Origin of the sequence: Micrococcus lacusdianchii (genome assembly GCF_023155805.1) — a bacterium.
Lineage (GTDB): Bacteria > Actinomycetota > Actinomycetes > Actinomycetales > Micrococcaceae > Micrococcus > Micrococcus lacusdianchii.
Genome location: NZ_JAKNUW010000016.1, coordinates 24413 through 44704, shown reverse-complemented (window position 1 = coordinate 44704; position 20292 = coordinate 24413). Strand labels below are relative to the sequence as shown.

Annotated in this window: 21 protein-coding genes, 1 tRNA gene and 1 pseudogene; 16 read left to right on the top strand and 7 right to left on the bottom strand. The window is 73.5% G+C overall.

What is annotated here, in order from left to right; genetic code table 11:
- Positions 1-169: 169 nt before the first annotated feature.
- Positions 170-754 (top strand): IS3 family transposase, encoded by a 585-nt coding sequence (locus tag MA879_RS12680; RefSeq protein WP_418001243.1) that lies wholly within the window; start codon positions 170-172, stop codon positions 752-754.
- On the top strand, positions 718-1005 hold the full coding sequence (locus tag MA879_RS12675) for an integrase core domain-containing protein (RefSeq protein WP_418001242.1): 288 nt from the start codon (positions 718-720) through the stop codon (positions 1003-1005). The genes MA879_RS12680 and MA879_RS12675 overlap by 37 nt, the downstream gene beginning before the upstream one ends.
- 204 nt (positions 1006-1209) lie before the next feature.
- Here MA879_RS12675 and MA879_RS09985 read toward each other — a convergent pair.
- The 3 genes and pseudogenes from MA879_RS09985 to MA879_RS09975 all read right to left on the bottom strand — a co-directional run.
- Positions 1210-1920, bottom strand: a pseudogene (locus MA879_RS09985) (formate/nitrite transporter family protein); the annotation flags it as partial.
- A 70-nt stretch (positions 1921-1990) separates the two neighbouring features.
- Positions 1991-2992 carry an alpha/beta hydrolase gene (locus MA879_RS09980; RefSeq protein ID WP_248125887.1) on the bottom strand — a complete coding sequence of 334 codons (1002 nt, stop codon included), beginning with the start codon at positions 2990-2992 and terminating at the stop codon, positions 1991-1993.
- Positions 2989-4488: a flavin-containing monooxygenase gene (locus MA879_RS09975; RefSeq protein WP_248125884.1), complete on the bottom strand. Its 1500-nt coding sequence runs from the start codon at positions 4486-4488 to the stop codon at positions 2989-2991. The genes MA879_RS09980 and MA879_RS09975 overlap by 4 nt, the downstream gene beginning before the upstream one ends.
- A gap of 158 nt (positions 4489-4646) precedes the next feature.
- Here MA879_RS09975 and MA879_RS09970 point away from each other — a divergent pair, with 158 nt between their 5' ends.
- From MA879_RS09970 to MA879_RS09945, 6 genes are all read left to right on the top strand, one after another.
- Positions 4647-5873: a PucR family transcriptional regulator gene (locus tag MA879_RS09970; RefSeq protein WP_248125881.1), complete on the top strand. Its 1227-nt coding sequence runs from the start codon at positions 4647-4649 to the stop codon at positions 5871-5873.
- A 64-nt stretch (positions 5874-5937) separates the two neighbouring features.
- Positions 5938-6594, top strand: a complete 657-nt coding sequence (locus MA879_RS09965) for a hypothetical protein (protein WP_248125878.1) — start codon at positions 5938-5940, stop codon at positions 6592-6594.
- 2 nt (positions 6595-6596) lie between these two features.
- Positions 6597-7061, top strand: a complete 465-nt coding sequence (locus MA879_RS09960; protein WP_248125875.1) for a GNAT family N-acetyltransferase — start codon at positions 6597-6599, stop codon at positions 7059-7061.
- Complete coding sequence (locus MA879_RS09955) at positions 7058-7288, top strand: hypothetical protein (protein WP_248125872.1); 231 nt, start codon at positions 7058-7060, stop codon at positions 7286-7288. The genes MA879_RS09960 and MA879_RS09955 overlap by 4 nt, the downstream gene beginning before the upstream one ends.
- A gap of 44 nt (positions 7289-7332) precedes the next feature.
- Positions 7333-7545: a hypothetical protein gene (locus MA879_RS09950; RefSeq protein ID WP_248125868.1), complete on the top strand. Its 213-nt coding sequence runs from the start codon at positions 7333-7335 to the stop codon at positions 7543-7545.
- Between the two features lie 33 nt (positions 7546-7578).
- Positions 7579-8667, top strand: a complete 1089-nt coding sequence (locus MA879_RS09945; protein WP_248125865.1) for a nucleoside hydrolase — start codon at positions 7579-7581, stop codon at positions 8665-8667.
- On the opposite strand, the gene MA879_RS09940 is transcribed toward MA879_RS09945, so the two are convergent.
- Complete coding sequence (locus MA879_RS09940) at positions 8616-9386, bottom strand: queuosine precursor transporter (protein ID WP_248125862.1); 771 nt, start codon at positions 9384-9386, stop codon at positions 8616-8618. The two genes, MA879_RS09945 and MA879_RS09940, sit on opposite strands and share 52 nt — an antisense overlap.
- 74 nt (positions 9387-9460) lie before the next feature.
- Complete coding sequence (locus MA879_RS09935) at positions 9461-10828, bottom strand: GmrSD restriction endonuclease domain-containing protein (protein ID WP_248125859.1); 1368 nt, start codon at positions 10826-10828, stop codon at positions 9461-9463.
- A gap of 76 nt (positions 10829-10904) precedes the next feature.
- Between MA879_RS09935 and glsA the strand changes: the two genes are divergently transcribed.
- From glsA to MA879_RS09900, 7 genes are all read left to right on the top strand, one after another.
- Positions 10905-11903: a glutaminase A gene (gene glsA, locus MA879_RS09930; protein ID WP_248125856.1), complete on the top strand. Its 999-nt coding sequence runs from the start codon at positions 10905-10907 to the stop codon at positions 11901-11903.
- A 59-nt stretch (positions 11904-11962) separates the two neighbouring features.
- The gene (locus MA879_RS09925; RefSeq protein ID WP_248125853.1) at positions 11963-12913 is read left to right on the top strand and encodes an SDR family oxidoreductase; all 951 of its coding nucleotides are present in this window, start codon (positions 11963-11965) and stop codon (positions 12911-12913) included.
- 50 nt (positions 12914-12963) lie between these two features.
- The gene (locus MA879_RS09920) at positions 12964-13800 is read left to right on the top strand and encodes an aldo/keto reductase (protein ID WP_248125850.1); all 837 of its coding nucleotides are present in this window, start codon (positions 12964-12966) and stop codon (positions 13798-13800) included.
- Between the two features lie 123 nt (positions 13801-13923).
- Positions 13924-14907: a phage holin family protein gene (locus MA879_RS09915; RefSeq protein WP_248125847.1), complete on the top strand. Its 984-nt coding sequence runs from the start codon at positions 13924-13926 to the stop codon at positions 14905-14907.
- Between the two features lie 163 nt (positions 14908-15070).
- Positions 15071-15970, top strand: coding sequence for a DMT family transporter (locus MA879_RS09910; protein WP_248125844.1), 900 nt, complete (start codon positions 15071-15073; stop codon positions 15968-15970).
- Positions 15971-16011: 41 nt separating this feature from the next.
- A complete protein-coding gene (locus tag MA879_RS09905; RefSeq protein ID WP_248125896.1) occupies positions 16012-17187 on the top strand; it encodes a glycosyltransferase in 1176 nt (391 codons plus the stop codon).
- A 60-nt stretch (positions 17188-17247) separates the two neighbouring features.
- Positions 17248-17321 (top strand) — tRNA-Ile (locus MA879_RS09900).
- A 68-nt stretch (positions 17322-17389) separates the two neighbouring features.
- Here the strand turns inward: MA879_RS09900 and MA879_RS09895 are convergent.
- Complete coding sequence (locus MA879_RS09895; protein ID WP_248125821.1) at positions 17390-18253, bottom strand: C40 family peptidase; 864 nt, start codon at positions 18251-18253, stop codon at positions 17390-17392.
- Between the two features lie 349 nt (positions 18254-18602).
- Here MA879_RS09895 and MA879_RS09890 point away from each other — a divergent pair, with 349 nt between their 5' ends.
- Positions 18603-19724: a glycosyltransferase gene (locus tag MA879_RS09890; RefSeq protein WP_248125893.1), complete on the top strand. Its 1122-nt coding sequence runs from the start codon at positions 18603-18605 to the stop codon at positions 19722-19724.
- Here the strand turns inward: MA879_RS09890 and MA879_RS09885 are convergent.
- The gene (locus MA879_RS09885; protein WP_248125807.1) at positions 19721-20290 is read right to left on the bottom strand and encodes a peptidoglycan DD-metalloendopeptidase family protein; all 570 of its coding nucleotides are present in this window, start codon (positions 20288-20290) and stop codon (positions 19721-19723) included. The two genes, MA879_RS09890 and MA879_RS09885, sit on opposite strands and share 4 nt — an antisense overlap.
- Positions 20291-20292: the final 2 nt, after the last annotated feature.

The following is a 20292-nucleotide window of genomic DNA, read 5'->3' as shown; positions in this document are numbered from 1 at the left end:
CTGCGCAGAGAGAACCTCGAGCTGCGCCGCGCGAACGAGATCCTGCGCAAGGCCTCGGCTTTTTTCGCAGCGGAGCCAGGCCGCCCCACGACGAGATGATCGCGTTCATCGATGAACACCGCGATCAGTTCGGGGTCGAGGCCATCTGCCGCACCCTGCGTGCGACGCAGTGTGGGTTCATCACCTCGACGTAAGCTACCGCGCCGCGAAGACACGACCCAGGTCTTCGAGAACGCTGCGGGACGAGATCCTCGTGGAGGAACTCCGCCGGATCCATGCGGAGAACTACAGCGTCTACGGCGTCCGAAAGATGCACCACGCGATGGCCCGCGCCGGGTGGGAGATCGGCCGGGACCAGGTCGCCCGACTGATGAAGCTCGCCGGCGTGGAAGGGGTGCGGCGCGGACGTAAGCCGGTCACCACGAGGCCGACAGGTGAGCCGGATGCCCGCCCAGATCTGGTCGAGCGCCGCTTCACCGCGGAAGGCCCGCACCAGCTCTGGGTCGCTGACATCACCTACGTGCGCACGATCTCGGGGTTCTGCTTGAGTCGCTTTCATCACCGACGTCTGCTCCCGGCGGATCGTGGGATGGGCGGTCTCGGGCAGCCTTCATACCGCGGGGCTGCCGTTGCTCGCCCTGGAGCACGCCCTCGTGAGCAGCGGCGCCAGCCGAGGTCGCCAAGGCCTGATCCACCACTCGGACCGCGGCAGTCAGCTTGGCCTACTCGGATGCGCTCATCACGGCGGGGGTGAGCGCCTCGGTGGGCACCGTGGGCGACTCCTACGACAACGCTCTCGCGGAGACCGTGAACGGGCTCTACAAGGCCGAGCTCATCCACTCCAAGCGGGTGTGGGAGTCGACCGAGGCGGTGGAGCTGGCCACCATGGGGTGGGTGCACTGGTGGAACACCGCCCGCCTGCATGAGGCCCTTGGCTATCACACTCCCGCAGAGGTTGAGGCGGCTTACACTCACGATCAGGATTCAGCGCCCGTTGCGTCCTGACCTCGGAACGAAACCCAGGGCGCTTCAGTCGGGGTTGTTCGAGGTGCTGCATCACCGGGCGTGGGAGCGGGCCGGGCATACGGGTGGTTTCGATGATCGGGGTCCGGTGGTGTTGGACAGGCGTCGGGCGGTGGCGCCGAACACGCCGCAGGAGGACCCTGCCGCGTGATCCCCGCGGGGCTTCGTCGTCGTCGGGGGAGCGGCTCAGTCCCTCGCCTCCACCGAGCGCAGCACGCGCGGCCCCGTGGTCAGGAGCAGCCCGCCGAGGATGTTCAGGGGGATGACCCACCAGATCCACCCCAACCAGTCGAGGTAGTCGATGCCCGCGGCCCCGGAGTGGATGGCGCCGAACATGATCACCGAGTCCAGCACCGAGTGGAACAGCGAGCCGCCGCCGAGCACCACGGCGCCGGCCACGGCCGCCGCCACCCTCGTGGGTGCGTCCTCGGCGCCGGCCTGCATCCGGGTCATCAGGGTGATGGCCGTCCCCGCCAGCAGGGCCAAGGCGGCGCCCTGCCAGCTCAGGCCGATCTCGAGGAAATGGTGGGCGGTCTCGGCCAGGTCCGGGTGGAGCTGGGGGAACGCCAGGGCGATCAGCCCGACCGTGACCCAGCCGCCGAGCAGGTTCGTGGCCAGCGTGACGCCCCACAGCCGCAGCAGCTCGAGCCAGGTGCCCTGGCCGTCGACGATGGCCATGATCGGGTAGAAGAACCCCTCGGTGAACAGCTCGGAGTGCGCCAGGAACAGGGCGATGAACCCCACTGAGAGCGCCACGCCCGCCAGCAGGTGGCTGCCGGTCTCGTGCAGGGCGAGCAGGTACGCCAGCAGTCCGATGGTGATCTCCACCCCGCCGAGGAATCCGGCGGTCAGCAGGGCCGGCCACGAGCGGTGCAGCCGGTCGGCCCCCTCCTCGGAGGCCTCTCCGTAGGTCTTCTCGACCGGCTCCTCGACGTCGTCGTCGGCCCGCTCGTGCTCCGTCCGGCCCTCACACCCGGTCCGCGGCGGTCATCGGGTGCCGCCCGAGCCAGTCGGCGACCTTCGCGTAGGCGTCCCGGCGGGCGCCCTCCCGGGAGAGGAACACGTCGTGACGCGCCCCGGGGACCTCGACGACCTCGACGTCCTTCCCCAGCGACGGCGCCCGCGCGGCGATCTGTGTGACGTCCAGGACGACGTCGGAGACGTCCGAGTCCTCCGAGCGGGTGCGGGAGAAGTGGCTGCGGTCGGAGTGCAGGACGAGCGTGGGGACCCCGACCTCGACGCCGCGGTGGACGCGGGCATGGCCGCGGCGGATCGCGCTCAGCCAGCCGGCGGTCACCGGGAAGGCGGCGTGGGGCTTCAGCTCCAGGTCGTAGTCCCACTCCCCGCCGTCGCCGACATGCAGGGACTGCCCGTACACGGTGGCGGTCGTCGTGACGGGACGGAACGGCCTCACCCGGGCGAGGGCCCGCAGGCCGACTGTGAAGGCGGCGCTGCGCATGGCGGGGCGGCCCTGCAGGTCCAGCCAGGGGCTGTTGAGCACCAGGCCGGCGATCCGGCCGGTGCGCCGTTCGCGGCGGCGCCGGTCGAGCCAGAGGGGGGTGATGAGCCCGCCGGTGGAGTGCGCCACCACGAGGAGCGGCTTCTTGGGGTTCTCCAGGGTGATGACCTTGACGGCACGGTCGAGCTCGAGGTCGTACTGGCGCAGGTTCGAGGCGTAGTGGCCGTGCTGCTCGGCCGCGCGGGCCCGGCCGCTCTTGCGCAGGTCCAGGGCGTAGAAGGCGAAGCCCCGGGCGGCGAAGAAGTCTGCCAGCTCGGTCTGGAAGAAGTAGTCGGCGAAGCCGTGCACGTACAGCACGGCTCCCCGCACCTCCTCGCCCGCCCGGGGGACGCGCCGCACCAGCACCGCGTGCACCTCGCCCTGACCGTCCGGGTCGGGGCCGAGCTCGAAGATCGTCTGCTCGTAGCCCTCGCCGAGGATGTCCGGCTGCCACTCGACTGCGGCGCTCATGCGCGGGCCCCCGATCCCGCGTCCGCGAACCTCAGGTGCTCGTCCACGACGGCGGCGCGGCGCAGGGTCTTGACGTCCTGGAAGTAGTCCATCGACATCAGCCACGGCGCGGCCGTGCCCTGCCTGGGCATGGAGCCCAGGGCACGCTGGACGTATCCGGCGCCGAAGTCCAGCAGCGGACGCGTCTCCATGTCGGGGTCGGCCACCGCCCACACGGCGTCGTGGCCGTGCTCGTCCATGTAGCCGAGCATCCGGCAGAAGTACTCGCACACCAGCCCGATCTTCAGCGTCCACGACGAGTTCGTGTAGCCGATCGCCATCGCGAAGTTCGGGATGCCGCTGAGCATCATGCCGCGGTAGGCGACGCTGTCGGCGACGTCCACGGGTTGGCCGTCGACGGTGAGGTCGACGCCGCCGAAGAGCTTGATGTTGAGCCCGGTCGCCGTCACGATCACATCCGCCTGCAGCTCCTGACCCGACTCCAGGAGGATGCCGGTCTCGGTGAACGTGACGATCCGGTCGGTGACCACGGAGGCGTCGCCGCTGCGGATGGCCCGGAAGAGGTCTCCGTCGGGGACGGCGCACAGCCGCTGGTCCCACGGGTTGTACGGGGGGTTGAAGTGCTCGTCCACGGGGAAGCCCGCGGGCAGGCGCTGCTCGTTGAACCGTCGGATGGCCTTGCGCGCCGGGCCGGGGAACTTCTGGGCGAACGTCCAGATGGCCCGCTGCTTGACGATGTTCTTGCGCCGGGCCAGCGCGTGGCCCCGCTCGTCCCCGAAGCGGCGCCGCAGGCGGATGGCGAGCTTGTCCTCGCGGGGGATGGGCATCACGTAGGTGGGGGTGCGCTGCAGCATGGTGACGTGGGCGGCCTCGTCGGACATCGAGGGCACCAGGGTGACGGCGGTGGCGCCGCTGCCGATGACCACGACCTTCTTGCCCTCGTAGTCCAGGTCCTCGGGCCAGTGCTGCGGGTGCACGATCTGCCCCTGGAAGCGCTCGCGGCACTCGAAGTGGGGGGTGTAGCCCTCCGCGTAGTCGTAGTAGCCGCCCGCGGAGAACAGCCAGCCCGCGCTGAAGAGGCGCTGCTCACCCGTCTCCGCGTGCTCCACCGTCACGAGCCAGCGGGCGGTCTCCGACGACCATTCGGCCCCCACCACGCGGTGGTGGTAGCGGATGTGCTGCTCGAGGTCGTTCTCGCGGACGGTCTCGCGCAGGTAGTCCAGGATCTGTGAGGCGTCCGCGATGGACTCCTCCTCGCGCCAGGGCTTGAACTCGTACCCGAACGTCGTGAGGTCGGAGTCCGAGCGGATGCCGGGGTACCGGAACAGGTCCCAGGTGCCGCCGGAGGCTCCCCGGCCCTCGAGGATGACGAAGCTCTTCTGCGGCAGCGTCCTCGTGAGGTAGCAGCCCACGCCGATGCCGGAGAGGCCGGCCCCGACGATGAGGACGTCGACCTGCTCGACGGCGCCGAGCGGCGCGCTCTCGGTGTCGGGCATGGATGGATGCGGCATGGTGTCTCCTGGCGGTTCGGTGCGTGGGCGCGGAGGGCCCCACGGCGTTCGATGTCTTCTGTGTCACAGTCTCCGACGCCGCCGCGTCCACGGATAGGGCGATCCGCCCCTGATCATTGAGCCGCGTGGTGCACAATGCCACTATGACCGAGCCGTGGCCGACCCCCTCGCCGCCGGTGCGGCGCCTCCTCCGCCAGGCCGCCGAGCTCGCGCTCCGGCCGCGTCCGGAATGGACGGCCGACATCGACGCCGCGGCTCTGGCCGGCACCCGCATGGAGGTCATCGCCGCGGACCCGGTCCTCGCGGAGGGCATCCGCCGCACCACCACGGCCAACCTGCTGCACTGGGCCGCCGCGAACGTGAAGGCGCCCGGCCGGAGGGTCCCGCCGAACCTCGAGCTGGACAACCTGGAGACCGCGCGCGACCTCGCCCGGCGCGGCCTGGGACGGACCGCGCTGGACAGCTACCGCACCGGCCAGAGCCTGGCCTCGCGGCGCTGGATGGCGATCTGCTTCGAGCTCACCCAGGACCTGAGCCTCCTCCACGAGCTCCTCGACGTCTCGCTGCTGTCCATCGCCACCTTCATCGACGACACCCTCGACGCCGTCTTCGCGGTCCTCGAGGCCGAGCGCGATCAGCTCCACCGCGGCAGCCATGCTGAGCGCCGGGCCGTCGTCGCCCGCATCCTCGAGGGGCAGCCCGTCAGCCGGGCGCGTGCCGAGACCCAGCTCGGCCACCCGCTGACCGGGCCGCACGTCGCCGCCGTCGTGTGGACCACCCTGGGGGGGGACCCCGCCGCGCTCGAAGCGGCCGCGGAGGCGCTGGCCCAGGCCGGCGGGACGGCCCGACGGCTCACCGTCGTCGCCAGCTCCGCCTCCCACTGGCTCTGGCTCCCCCTCGCCGCCGCGCCCGCGGTCGACGACGTCGCCTCCCGGCTGGCCGGGCACCCCGAGGTGAGCGTCGCCATCGGGCGCCCGGGCCATGACGTCGTCGGGTTCCGCCGCAGCCATCTCGACGCGGCCGCCGCCCAGCGGATGATGACCCGCCTGGCGTCCCCCCAGCGCATCGCGCGGTACCAGGACGTCCAGCTGGTCGACGTCCTCACCGCCGAGCCCGTGCGGGCGGACGGGTACGTCACTGACGTCCTGGGAGACCTCGCCACCGCGGCCCAGGAGATCCACGACGCCGTCCTGACCCTCGTGCAGGAGCGGTTTAACACCTCGCGCACCGCCGAGCGGCTGCACACCCACCGCAACACCGTCATCCGGCGCCTCGCCCGCGCGGACGAGCTGCTCCCGCGGCCGCTGGCCGAGAACCCCGTCGACGTCGCCGCCGCCCTGCAGGTCCTGCAGTGGCGCGGGGCACGCTGAGCCGTCTCGGTCCGGTGCCCGTGGCCCGACGGGGGCTCCCGCCGCTGCGGCTACGCTCGGGGGCATGACCGCCGCCTCCACTCCGTCGCCGTCCCCGGTCGTCTGGCGCTTCCGCGGCCACATCCTCGGCGTCGGCACCGTGGAGGGCACCCGGATCGTCGTCGGGCTCTGGCCGGACTCCCCGCTGGGGTCCTTCGCGGACGTCATGGTCGAGCGCTCGGACGGTCACCGGCTCCTCCTAGCCCCCACCCGCGAGGTCGCGGACTTCGTGACCGCCACCTACCGCTTCGACGAGGTGCGCATCGCGCCCGTCACCGCGGACCTCACCGCCGGCGCCCTCACCGTCACGACGCCGTCGCTCACCCTGACAGCGCACCTGGGCCGACGCCGGCCGCTGGGCTGGGCGCTGCGCCTGGTCCCGGCGTCCGTGGCCTCCCATCCCGCGTTCTGCGCGCTCTCGGACCCGATCGCCCGCGTGGTGATGCCCGGGGTTCGCACGCGCGGCACCGCGGGGCAGGGCCGGCGCGAGTTCTACGGAGCCACGGACGTGCGGGACGTCGTCGGCATCGGGGCCCGCTGGGAGGGGCAGGACCTCGGGGCGCTGGCTCCGGTGGACCCGCCCACGCGCTTCGGTTTCTCGTCCACGCCCCGCCGGCCCGCGCTCACCCGCGTGGTCACCACCATCCGCGGCGCCGCCGGCGGCGCGGGGCTACCCTCATGACCATGAGCACCACCGACGAATCCGTCCACGTCCGCCCGCTCCGCGCCGAGGACGCGGCCTGGGTCCAGCCCCTCTACGCCGCCAATAGCCGGGACGCGCTCACCCCGGAGCAGCGCGCCGAGCACGGCTTCGTCCAGGGCCGGATGAGCGCGCAGGCCCTGCGCGCCCGGCTGGACGGTCCCGGCAGCGTCGTCGCCGAGGTGGACGGCCGCCCTGCCGGGGTGCTGCTCACCTCGCCCGCCGAGAGCGCCCGGGGACGCGGGGTGCTGCGGGCCGGGGCCGAGCACGTGCTCACCGCCACGGCTGCTGCCCACCGCGCCGCCGTCGCCTTCGTGGAGGACGAGAACACCGCCTCCATGGCCGCGCACACCCGGCTGGGCGGGGAGCCGGTCGGCCGGTTCGCGCACGAGGGCCGCGGCTTCACCGTGCTCAGGCACGCCACCACCGGCACGGGAGCGTCGGCGTGAGGGCCGCGCTGCCGGTCATCGCCATGGCGGTCGGTGCCGTCGCGTTCGTCCTGGCGGTCGTCCTCCGGGGAGGCGCGGGGGACGTGCTCTCCGTGCTCGGCCTCGTGCTCATCGGCGTGGGCTCCCTCGTGCTGTTCGGACGCCTGTTCCAGGACAAGTGGGACCGGGTCTCCGGCTCCGGCTCGGGCAGTCGGCACGAGATCTCCCGGGGCGGTGGTCTGTTCTGAGTGGCTCGTCCACCGGCCCTCAGCGCTCGGAGGGTGTCGTCGCCGTGTGGCATGACGATCAGGGGTGGGGCGTGCTCGACTCCCCGGACACCCCGGGCGGGTGCTGGGCGCACTTCTCCCACCTGCCCGACGCCGGCGGGCTCCGCGCCGCGGCCGTCGGCGCGCGGGTCTCGTTCACCTTCGAGACGCTCACCGTGGGACAGGAGCAGGACGGCTTCCTCTTCCGCGCCGTGGCGGTGGAGCCGTCCCCCGCCTGATCCGGCCCGCGGTTCCGCCTACACTCGCCTCCCGTGACCGTCCCCGACCCCGCCGCCACGCCACCCCGGCCCCGCCGCATCCTCGCGGACGTGGACACCGGCATCGACGACGCCTGCGCGCTGCTGCACCTCGCCGGCGCCGAACAGCTCGGCCTGGCGGAGATCGCGGCCGTCACCGTCACCGGCGGCAACGCCTCCGCGCGGGACTGCGCCCTCAACACCGCCGCCGTCCTGGACCTGGCCGGCCGCCCGGACGTGGAGGTGGCCGTCGGCGCCGAGGCCCCGTTGCGCCGCCCAGCGGTCACCACGCCGGAGACCCACGGCGACGGCGGCCTCGGCCACGCCCGCATCAAGCGCCGTCCCGAGCGGATCAGCGCCCGCCCGGCGCTGGAGGTCTGGCTCGAGGAGCTGCACACGCATCCGGGGCAGACCACGATCCTGTGCACCGCGCCGCTGACGAACCTCGCCCTGGCCCTGCGGGCCGAGCCGGACCTGCCGGAGCTGGCGGCCGGCGTCGTGATCATGGGCGGCGCCTACTACTACCCCGGCAACACCACGCCCACCGCGGAGTGGAACACGTGGGTGGACCCGGACGCGGCCAAGGAGGTCTTCGCGGCCTTCGAGGGCCGCCCCGAGCATCAGCTGCCCCTCGTCTGCGCGCTCGAGACCACCGAACGGATCGAGTACACCCCGGCTCTGCTGGATGCGCTCCTGCACGACGCCGGCGCCCGCCCCGTGCACTGGGACGTCGCCGCCCCGCGCGTCGCCGGGCCCGCCGCGGTCACGGGGAACGCGGTCACGGACGCCCTCGCCGACGCCCTGCGGTTCTACTTCGAGTTCCACCACGACTACGACCAGGGGTACATCGCGCATCTGCACGACCTGGTCGCCGCGCAGGCGGCCACCGGCCAGGCACGACTGAGCACGCGGACCACCGTGGTGGACGTGGAGGCCGACTCCGAGCTGCTGCGCGGCACCACGGTGCACGACGACAGAGACATCTGGGGCCGTCGCCCGAACGCGCGACGCGTCACGGGCAACGACCCCAGGGGAGTGTTCGCGGCCTTCGCTCAGGCGGTGGCCGCCGTGGTCGAGGGGGAGACTGCGTCCGCAGGCCGGTAGGTGGGCTCGATCCGCTTGAGCACGAGGATCACGGCGAGGGTGACGGGCACGATCAGGATCTCGACCGCGGTCTTGTAGAGGAACCCGGTGATCGTGTAGTTGGCCAGGTCAAGCAGCGTGATGGTGCCGGCGAACGCGATGGTGCAGAAGACCAGGGTGTCGAAGAACTGGCCGACCACGGTGGAGAGGATGAGCCGGAACGCCACGTGCCGTTCCTTCATGCGCTCCTTGAGGCGGACCACGATGGACGCGTTGAGCAGGGAGCCCACGAGGAACGCCACGAAGCCGGCCACCGTGATGCGCAGCATCGGCGACAGCGCCTGGTCCCAGGCCTCGAAGCCCTCGACGGGCGTGGTCCACGAGACCACCGTGTACGTGAGCGCGGCGAGGACGAGCATCGCGAAGCCGAGGAGGATCGCGCGGCGGGCCCGGCGCCAGCCGTACACCTCGGCCAGGATGTCGCCGATGATGTAGACGAACGGGAAGAGGAAGGCGCCGCCGTCGAAGATGAGGGGCCCGCCGCCGTAGAAGACGTCGGAGAGCACGGGGACGGTGGGGCCGTAGAAGAGCTTGGCGGCGGTGACGCCGGAGAGGATGAGGAGGGCGACGAAGACGCCCACGAAGATGTCGTAGTGGCTCGCGGGCACCCGGGCGTGGGCCGGGGTGCCCTGCCCAGGGGCGGGCTGGTGGGGGGACTGGGGTGCAGTGGTGGTGTTCACCGGGACATCCAACCATCCCCGCCGGTGCCCGTCCGGTGGGCGCGGCTCCGCTGACGCGTCGAGGGGGCGTGGGGTCACTCGCAGGCGACCCCGTCGTCGTCGCCGTCCATCCGCGGCCGGTAGCCGGGCTCGCCGCGCAGCAGCGGGGCGGCACCGGCCGCACGGGCCGCGGCGCAGTTCTCGTAGAAGACCTCCGCGGCGGGCGCCGACGGCTCCTCCGCCGGCGCGGCCGGCTGCGGGGCGGGCTCGGGCGCCGCGGGGGCCTCGACCTCGGTGGGCTCCGCCTCGGGCTCCTCCGGCTCCGCCTCGACCACCGGCTCGGCGACGCCGTCGCCGGGCAGGCTCCCGGCCCGCCCCCGCGTGGGGACCTCCTGGTCCGGGCAGTCGGCGAGGACGCGGGCGATCGCATCACGCTCGGCGGCGGTGACCCAGAGGCCGTACTCGGCCTTCACGGCCACCTGCCGGGCCACGAACGGGCAGCGGTAGGCCTTGTTCGGGGGCAGCCAGGTGGCGGCGTCGCCGTCGGACTTGGACTGGTTCGTGGGCCCGTCCACCGCCAGCAGGTTCAGGGGGTCGTTGGCGAACGCGGCGCGCTCGTCCGCGCTGAGCGACTGGGCGCCCTTCTGCCAGGCGTCGGACAGGGCCACCACGTGGTCGATCTGCACGTCCGCGGAGGTGTCCGGCCCGGAGACGAACGCGATGGTGGTCCCCGTGTATGGCCCGTGCAGGGTGCCGCGCAGGACCTTGCACCCGCCCGTGCCGGCCTTGAGGACCACGTCCACGAGGTCCCGGCGCAGGATGTCGTTGCGGGTGTCGCAGCCGTTGCGGTCCACGTCCGCCCAGCTCTGCCCGAACCGCTCCCGCTCGTAGCCAGTCTTCGGCGCCCGCCCCTTCACCTCCAGGGTGTCCAGCAGGGCCAGGGCGGTGCCGGCCCGCGCGGGGGCCGTCGCCGGTGCCGTGGGAACGGCCGGAGCGGACGACGACGGCGCCGCCTCACCTGCGGTGCCCGCCGCGTCCTCCGCGGGCGGGCCGTCCGTCCGCTCCGCCTCGCTGGCGCCGGCTCCCGCGGGGGAGAGGGAGCCGCCCGCCACGGAGGGAGAGGACGGCGCGGGGGAGGGGGGCGTCGTCGCCGGCGCCGTGGAGGTCGAGGAGGCGGAGGCGCCGCCGCCCGCCGAGGGCCCGGGCGCGCCGGCGAGGGGCGCCTGGGTCGGCTCCGCCGCCGGTGTGGCGTCCGCGGCGGAGGAGGTGGGGGAGCCGGCCGCGGGAGCGGAGTCCCCGAGGTCGCGCCCGAAGCCGCCGATCAGCAGCGCCAGCAGGAGGAGCCCGACCACGAGGACCGCGAGGCACCCGCCGCACCCCGCCGTGCCCGTCCCGCGCCCACCGCCGTCCGCCGGGGCGGAGGACTCGGCGGGACGGGGGCGGGGCGGACGCGAGGAGGGCATCCGTCCACCCTAGTCAGCGCCGGATGCGGGCCGCCGCAGGCGGGGAGTGCGGGCGCGTCCGCGTAGGCTCCCACGGGTGAACCGCACCGCCTGCTCCTCCGAGAGCGCCCCAGCCCTCCCCGAGGTCGACGCCGACCGCCTCCGCTCCGACCTCGAGGAGGCCCTCGAGGCCGCCCGGTCCGAACGCGACGGCGAGCCCTCGGACTACCTCGAGGACGTGCAGCACCACGGTGTGGACGGCCTGGCCGCGGCCGTGTGCACCACGGACGGCGAGGTCGCCGTCGCCGGCGACGCCGACGCCCGCTTCGCCCTGCAGTCCGTCTCCAAGGCGCTCACCTACGCCGTGGTCCTCGAGGAGGTCGGCCTGGACGAGACCCTCGAGCACGTGGGCGTCGAGCCCTCCGGCGAGGCGTTCAACCACCTCTCCCTCCACGACGACGGCCGCCCCTACAACCCGCTCATCAACGCCGGCGCCATCATGGCGCACGCCCTCGTCCCCGGTGACGACCCCGAGGCCCGGGTGCGGTTCCTCCTGGAGCGCTACTCGGCGCTCGCAGGCGAGGAGCTGGAGGTGGACCAGGACGTCGTGGACGCGGAGCAGGAGCGCGCCGACCGCAACCTCGGACTGGCGCACCTGCTGGCCGACGGCGGCCGGCTGCCGATCCCCGCGCGGGAGGCGGTCGAGGGCTACCTGGCCCAGTGCTCCGTGACGGTGGGGGCGGAGCAGCTGGCCGTCATGGGCGCCACCCTGGCCGCCGGCGGCGTCAACCCCCGCACGGGGGAGCGCGTGCTGCGCGAGGACGTGGCGCAGCAGGCCATGTCCGTGATGCTCACGTGCGGCATGTACAACGCCTCCGGCCAGTGGGTGGCCGAGGTGGGCATCCCCGCGAAGTCCGGGGTCTCCGGCGCGCTCCTGGGCGCCGTCCCCGGGGCCCTCGGGATCGCTACGTGGTCCCCGCGCCTGGACGAGCGCGGCAACTCGCTGCGGGGCATCGCCGTGTTCGAGGACCTCACCCGCCGTTGGGACCTGCACGTCCTGCAGCACCACACGGCGCTGCGCGGCCTGCGCGGCTGAGGGCCGCCCGCGCGTCACTCCTTGTCACGTGGGGGCGGGCGCCTCCTAGAGTCGAGTCCATGACTGAGCAGACGACGCAGAAGGACCAGCCGCGCCCCGACTCCGAGATCCCGGCGGAGACCTCCCAGCTGGCGCACGACGACCCGCGCACCCGCCACCCGAAGCTCCGCGTCGACAAGCAGCGCCAGCCCGAGCCGGGCCTGGACGTGAAGACGGATCCCGCCCCGGACATCGGTCTGGACTCGTACCGGGGGATGGGCCGGCTGACCGGCCGCAAGGCCCTGATCACCGGCGGCGACTCCGGCATCGGTGCCGCGGTCGCCATCGCCTACGCCCGTGAGGGCGCGGACGTCGCCATCGCCTACCTGCCTCAGGAGCAGCCCGACGCCGACCGCGTCCTGGCGGCGATCGAGGCGGCCGGGCGCACCGCCGTTGCGCTGCCGGGCGACCTGATGGACGCCGACTACCGCGCCTCCCTCGTGGACGAGGCCGCGCAGCGCCTCGGCGGCCTGGACATCCTCGTGAACAACGCGGGCAAGCAGTTCATCTCCGATGACCTGGCCGATCTCACCGACGAGCAGGTTCACGAGACGTTCCAGATCAACATCATGTCCATGTTCACGCTCAGCCGCGCCGCGCTGAAGCACATGGGCCCGGGCAGCACGATCGTGAACACCACCTCGGTGCAGGCCTACAACCCCAACCCGAGGCTTCTCGACTACGCGGCCACCAAGGGCGCCATCAACAATTTCACCAAGGGCCTGGCCGAGCAGCTCGGCCCGAGGGGCATCCGTGTCAACGCGGTGGCGCCCGGGCCCATCTGGACGGTGCAGCACGTGTCCTATGGTGAGCCCGAGGAGAAGCTGCCCGAGTTCGGCCACAGCACCCCCATCGGCCGCGCCGGCCAGCCCGTGGAGATGGCGCCCGCCTACGTGTTCCTGGCCTCGGGCGAGTCCAGCTACGTCAACGGCGAGACCCTGAACGCCAACGGCGGCACGCCCACCCCGTGACCACGACACACGACCCCGCCCCGTCCCCGAGCCCCAGGAGCGCACCCGCCATGACCCCCACCGTCCCCCAGACCCCGTTCCAGGACGGCCATGCCATCCCGCAGCTCGGCTACGGCGTGTGGCAGGTCGAGGACGAGGTGGCCGCCGACGTCGTCGAGCAGGCCATCCGGGCCGGCTATCGGCACATCGACACCGCCGCGATCTACGGCAACGAGGAGGGCGTGGGCCGAGCGATCAAGGCCGCCGGCGTGCCCCGCGAGGAGCTGTTCGTCACCACCAAGGTGTGGAACTCGGACCAGGGGCACGACGCCGCCCTGGCCGCGCTCGACACGTCGCTCGCCAAGCTCGGCACCGACGACGTGGACCTCTACCTGATCCACTGGGCCAAGCCCGCCCAGGGCCTCTACGTGGAGACGTGGAAGGCCCTCATCGAGGCGCAGAAGGCGGGCAAGGTGCGCTCCATCGGCGTCTCGAACTTCCCGGCCGAGCAGCTGGAGGAGATCATCGACGCCACGGGCGTCACCCCCGTGATCCACCAGGTGGAGACCCATCCGTACTGGCAGCAGCGGCAGCTGCGGGCGGTGCAGGAGCGCCACGGCATCGTCCACGAGTCATGGTCCCCGCTCGGGCAGGGCGGCGAGGTCCTCGAGGACCCGGTGATCACGGCGATCGCCGAGGCCCACGGCGCCACGCCGGCCCAGGTCGTCATCGCGTGGCACCTCGCCGAGGGCTTCGTGGTCATCCCCAAGTCGGTCACCTCCGACCGGATCGTCTCGAACCTGGCCGCCGCTGAGCTCACCCTCACGGAGGAGGAGCTGGAGCAGATCCGCGGCCTGGACCGCGAGGACGGCCGCATCGGACCGGACCCGGCCACCATCACCTTCTGATCCGCGCCGGAGCGCGGGCGGCCGGCCCCGGACCTGCGGGGTGGCCGGTGATAGCGTGGCCCGGAAATCACCTCTGCGCGCGGCCCGGCCGGCTGCGTGACGACCACACGGAAGGCACGTCCCATGTCCCACGCCGCTCCCACGGGCACCGCGTCGCAGACCAGCACCGGTGCGCATCGGCAGCACCAGGCGGGCGCGCACGCCCACACGGGCGTGCGCGCGCCGCGTCCCACCACACCGGTGACCACGCAGACGCGCGCCAGCTCGCTGTCCGACCTCCTGGGCGCCCTCGTGCGCCTGCTGCCGCTGCAGCTGAAGGACGAGCTGTCCCTGGCCAAGGGGCACCTCGCCTCCAAGGGCAAGAAGGTCGGCATCGGCGCGGCCCTCGCCGTCCTGGGCCTGGGCCTGCTGGCGCTCATGCTGGTGGCCCTGGTGGTCGCCCTGATCGGGGCCTTCGCGGACCCGACGTTCTGGTTCCCGGCGCTCATGGTGGCCCTCGTGTTCCTCGTGCTCGGCCTGGTTCTCGCGGGCGTCGGCGCGATGCAGATCAAGGGCGCCATGCCGCTCGTGCCGCAGGAGACCGTGCGCAACCTGGAGTACGACCTCGGCTACCTCAAGGAGGGCAACGACTTCGACCCGGCCGAGTACGACCGCCTGAAGGCCGAGCGCAAGGAGGCGCAGCGCATCGAGAAGCAGCGCGCCGCCGAGCGGAAGAAGATCGAGGAGGAGGAGAACAAGAAGGCCCGCAAGAACGGCCTCGCCGCTCCCCATCCCGACCAGGACGACGCCTCCGACGACGAGGTCCGCCGCCGTGCCGAGCTCCGCCGCCGCCACCTCGGCGACATCCGTTCCGGCCTCGAGGAGCGGACCAGCGTCAAGGGCAACGTGGCCGCCTTCGCCGCCCAGCGCAAGCTGCGCGGCGCCACGGCGGACACCGCCCACGCCACGGACCAGACCGCCCCGTACACCGGCGCCGCCCGAGCCGGCGAGCAGGCCGCGGCCGCAGAGGACTACGTCAAGGACCGGTGGCAGCCGCTCGCGCTGCTGGGCGCCTCCGGCACCGCGTTCGCCGTCCTGGCGTCCCGTCTCCGCGGCCGCCGCGACTGACCGCCGACGACGACGCCCCGATCCGCTCCGGATCGGGGCGTCGTCGTCGTTAGGCTGGGGGAGGGGGCAGGCCTGTGCGTGCGGCGCTCGTCTCCTCCGCCCGACGCCCCGTCCGACCCCCTGAGGAGACCATGACCACCGCCGCCGGACCCGCCACCGGACCGTGCCGCTGATCCCGGTCCTGTGCGCCCTCGCGGGCGCGGTGTTCCTGGCGCTCGGCAGTGAGCGCCAGGCCCGCGGCGTGCGCGCCCTCGAGGGGCGGACGTCCACGGGGGTCGGGATGACGGCCCTGCTGCGCTCCCCCGTCTGGCTCATGGGCGGGGCGCTCATGGCGGTGGGCATCGTCCTCAACGTCACCGCCCTGGCGCTCGCCCCGCTGAGCGTGATCCAGCCCCTGGGGGCGATCGCCGTGGCCGTGACCACGCTGCTGCACGCCCGCACGGCCGGCCTGCGCATCGACCCCGGCACGTGGGCGGCCATCGCCGCGTGCACTGTGGGGTCCGCGGCCTTCGTGCTCATCGCCCTGGCCGCGACCCGGCACAACCCGGTGCCCGCGCCGCAGCAGGAGCGCCTCACGGTGGCGCTCGCGTGGGCCGCCGTCCTCCTGGCCGTCCCGGCGGCCCTGTGGCTGCGTCGCCATGTCAGCGCGCTCGTGCCGATCCTGGCCGCGGGCGTGCTGTACGGGTTCGTGGCCGTGGCCGTGCGGCTCACCGCCGTGCGCCTGCTCGGCGGGCGGCTCCCGGACGGGGACGTGATCGCCGTCGTCGCCGTGGCGGGCCTGCTGGGCGTGTGGTTCGTGCAGACCGCGTACCGGCACGGCCCCCCGGACCTGGTGATCGCGGGCCTCACCGTGATCGACCCCATGGTGGGCGTCCTGATCGGCATCCTGGTGCTGGGCGAGCTGCGCCCGGACGTGCCGGGCCCGGTGGGGCTCGGGCTCGCGGCCGCCGCGCTGGTTGCTACCGTGGGGATCGTGCGGCTGGCCCGGAGCCACCCCGACGTGCTGGCCCGGAGGCAGGACGGCCGCGCCCCCGCCCCGACCTCAGGAGACACCCCCACGTGAGCGCACGAGAGCTCCCCGGCGCACGGCGTCCGCTGACCGTGATGATCGCCGCGGACACCTATCCGCCGGACGTCAACGGGGCCGCCACCTTCTGCTTCCGCCTGGCCACCGCCCTGCATGCCCGCGGACACAAGGTGCACGTGGTGGCCGCGCGCACCGAGGACGGCCCGGACACCGTGGAGCACCGGCCCGAGGCCACCGTCCACCGACTGCAGTCCTGGCACGCGCCGACCCACGAGTACTACCGGCTGGTGTCCCCCCCGCGTGCCCGCCGCTCCATGCGCCGGATCATGGCCCAGGTGGAGCCGGACGTGGTGCATGCCCAGTGCCACTACATGATCGGCGCGGCCGCCATCCGGGTGGCCGAGCAGCGCCGCATCCGGACGGTGTCCACCAACCACTTCATGCCCGAGAACCTCGAGCCGTTCCTGCCGTTCCCCCAGTGGATCCTGAACCGGTACTCCCGCTACTCGTGGTGGCAGATGGGCCGGCTCATGGGCAGGGGCGCCGCGGTGACCACTCCCACCGCGCTGGCTGCCCGTGCCATGGCGGAGCGGGCCGGGCTGGACCGGGTGCTGCCGATCTCGAACGGGATCGACGCCGCGGCGTACGAGCCCGCGCCCGGCGAGGTGGTCGAGCATCACGCGAGCCCCACCGTCCTGTTCGTGGGCCGGCTGGCGGTGGAGAAGCACGTGGAGGTGCTCGTTCGCGCCGTGGCCCACCTGGCGCGCACGCGGCCGGACCTGGACGTGCACGCGGAGATCGTGGGCGACGGCGAGCAGCGCGACGCGATCGACCGCGTCATCGCCGAGGAGGGCGTGACGGATCGCGTCCACCGCCGGGGGCATGTCACAGACGAGGAGCTGCACCGGGCGTACCTGCGCGCGGACGTGTTCTGCCAGCCCGGCACCGCCGAGCTGCAGTCCCTGGTCTCCCTCGAGGCGATGAGCGCCTCCACCCCCGTGGTGCTCGCCGACGCCATGGCTCTGCCCCACCTCGTGGACGAGGGCGTCAACGGCTGGCTCTTCCCGCCGGGGGATCCCGTGGACCTCGCCGACCGGATCGCCCGCATCCTGGACCTGCCCGACGGCGAGCGCGCCGCCATGGGCGAGGCCTCCCACGCCAAGGCGGTGCAGCACTCGGCCCAGCGCACCGTGGACCTCTTCGAGCGCCTCTACCGGGGGGAGACGGCCGCGCGCATCCGCGCCGAGCTCTGAGGCGCGTCCCTGGCTAGGATGGGCGGGTCCCGCGTGCGGCGTGCGAGCCGCGCGGGACGGGGGGCGTTAGCTCAGTCGGTCAGAGCAGGGGACTCATAATCCCTGGGTCGCGGGTTCAAGCCCCGCACGCCCTACCCCGGCACGACGTCGGCTCCCGCCCTGGCAGTCCAGGGCGGGGGCCGACGTCGTCGCGGTGGGCGGCTCAGTAGCGGCCGACGACCGCCATGCGGTTGGAGGTCATGATGTCGATGCTCGTGACCACGAGGTCGTCGGTGGGGTTCAGGGCGTGGGCGATCTTGCCGTTCCCGAGGTAGATGGCCACGTGGTACATGCGGCCGGTGGACTGGTTGGACCAGAACACGAGGTCACCGGGCTGCGCGTTGGACAGCGAGTGGTAGGAGCGGGCGCCCGTGTACTGGTCGTGCGAGGTGCGCGGGATCGTGATGCCCGCCTGCGCGAAGGCGGCCCTGGTCAGCCCGGAGCAGTCGTACCCGTACGGGCCGTTGCCGCCCCAGGTGTAGTAGGTGTTCGGGTCGGCGATCTTGGCCAGTGCGAAGTCGATCGCGGCCTGCTTGCCCGAGGACTGGCGGACGACCGGGGCCGGCGCGGCGGCCGTGGTGGTGCCGGTGGTCTTCAGGACCATGCCGGGGTGCAGCATGGTGGAGGACGTCATGCCGTTGAGCTGCTGCAGCGTGGACATCGAGGTGCCGGTGCGCTGGCTGATGATCCACCAGCCGTCACCCGGCTGCACCGTGTACGTGCCCGACGTCGTGGTCGAGGAGACGGCGCCTGAGGTCTTCAGCACCATGCCCGGATGGAGCATGTCGCTGGACGTCATGCCGTTGAGGAGCATCAGCTGGGACGTGGACACGCCCGTGCGCTGGCTGATGATCCACCAGCCGTCGCCGGCCTGGACCGTGTAGGTGGTCTCCGCGGCCTGGGCGGCGGGGGCGACCACGGCGGTGGCGGCGCCGGCGGTGGCGAGGGTGCTCGCGCCCAAGACGAAGGCCAGGGTGGCCGAGGAGGTGCGGACGCGACGGGCGGGGGCGAGGGCGTGCTCGGTCAAGGAGGCTCCATGAGGTGAGGGGTGGGTCGGCCGCGGCGCTCGGGGAGCGGTCACGGGGACGGAATGCCGGCCCACCGGGACGAGAGGTGATCGGGGTTGACCGGGCGACGGAGACGTCCGGCGTGGGGAAGCGTGGTCTCGGTCACGTGACCGAACCGTGACCTACCGTACCGGATCGTTACCGAAACGCAATGTGAATAATCGTCGTACAGAGGACCCCCATGTCAGAGGGCGGTGGCGTCCCTCCTCCGACAGGCGCCGGCCCGGGCGACACCCGGGGAGGGACCGCTCCGCCGGCGGTCGCCGCGGCCGTTAGCGTGGGGGTGTGACCCGCCCCCTGCTGCTGCTCATGGACGCCCGCTACACCCGCGTGGACGTCCACGACGGCATCTCCCGCTACGGCGCCAGCCTGGTCGAGGCCGTCCACGGCACCGCGGACCCGGGCCGGGTGCGCCTCGAGATGCTGATCTCGGATGAGCGCCAGCTGCGGCTGCTGCCCGCCGGCGTCCCCTGGCACCGGATCTCCTCGCCGACCTCCGTCCGTGAGCCGTGGGTGGCGCGGCAGATCCGCCGGATCGAGCCCGACGTGGTGTTCTCCCCCCTGCAGACCATGGGGTCGTGGGGACGGCGGCACGGCCTGATCCTCACGCTGCACGACCTCATCTACCACGAGCACCCCACCCCGCCCGGCGACCTGCCCGAACCGCTGCGGTGGCTGTGGCGGGCCTACCACCTGGCGTACACGCCGCAGCGGCTCCTCCTCGACCGCGCCGACGCCGTGGCGACCGTCTCGCGGACCACCGCGGAGCTGATCGCCCGGCACCGCCTGACCCGACGGCCCGTCCGGGTGGTGCCGAACGCCCCCCAGCCGGTGGACGCGCCCCGCGACCCCCTCGAGCGCCCGGCGCGGGAGATCCTCTATATGGGCTCGTTCATGCCCTACAAGGACGTCGAGTCCGTGCTCGACGCCGCCCCCCTCCTGCCCGGCTACACCCTGCACCTGCTCTCGCGGCTCGACGACGAACGGCGCCGCGCCCTGGAGGCGCACCTGACCGCCGCCCGCGTCCGGCGCGGGGCGCGCGGGGCCGAGGTGGTCTTCCACGGTGGGGTCGCGGAGGCGGAGTACATCCGACTGCTGCGCCGCGTCACCGCGTCCGTGACCCTGTCCCGGGCCGAGGGGTTCGGCCTCCCGGTGGCCGAGGCCCAGGCGCACGGCACCCCGGTCGTGTGCTCCGAGCTGCCCGTGTTCCGCGAGGTGGCCGGCTCCGGCACCGCCGCATGGCGCGGCGTCCCCCTGGAGGGCGACCGCGGCGCCGCCCTCGCGCGGCACGTCCGGGACCTGGAGGACCCGGCCGTCTTCGCCGCGGCCTCGCGGGCCTCCGTGGCGCAGGCCGCGCGGTTCACCTGGGACGCCTCGGCCGCCGCGCTGCTGGACCTCGCCGAGCAGGTGGCCCGGCGCCGAACCGCCTAGGCCGAGGGGTCCTGCGGCCACAGCACCGAGGGGCCGGACCAGCCGAGGGCGACCAGCGGGTCGAGGTACCGGTCGTACCGCGCCGCCCCCACCTGCCACGCATCCTCCCGGCGCAGTCCCCAGTGCACGCACCGCACGGGGCAGTGGAGGACGGGGGCGACGGTGCCGATCTCCTGCCCCGCGGCCACGGCCTGGCCCGGCACGAGGGACGAGTCGACCGGCTCGAACGAGCTCAGGGTCCCGTCCGGATGCTCGATCGTCACCACGCCCCGTCCCACCACGGCGCCGACGAACCGCACCGTGCCCGCCGCCGGTGACGTCACCCGCCCGCCCGGGGCGGCCACGTCCACCCCGCGGTGCCCGCTGCCCCAGGGCCGCACAGGGGCGGCGAAGCCGCGGAGGATGTCCTCGGGGCCCGCTCCCGGCACGGGCGGGAGAAGGGGCGTGGCGGGTCCGGAGGCCGCTCCGCGGGCGACGACGACGCGCGACCCGGCCTCCTCCACCGGCTCCGCCGCGGGCGGGCCCTCCGGCCCCCCGGCCGGACCGGCCGCCAGGGCGAGGGCCACGG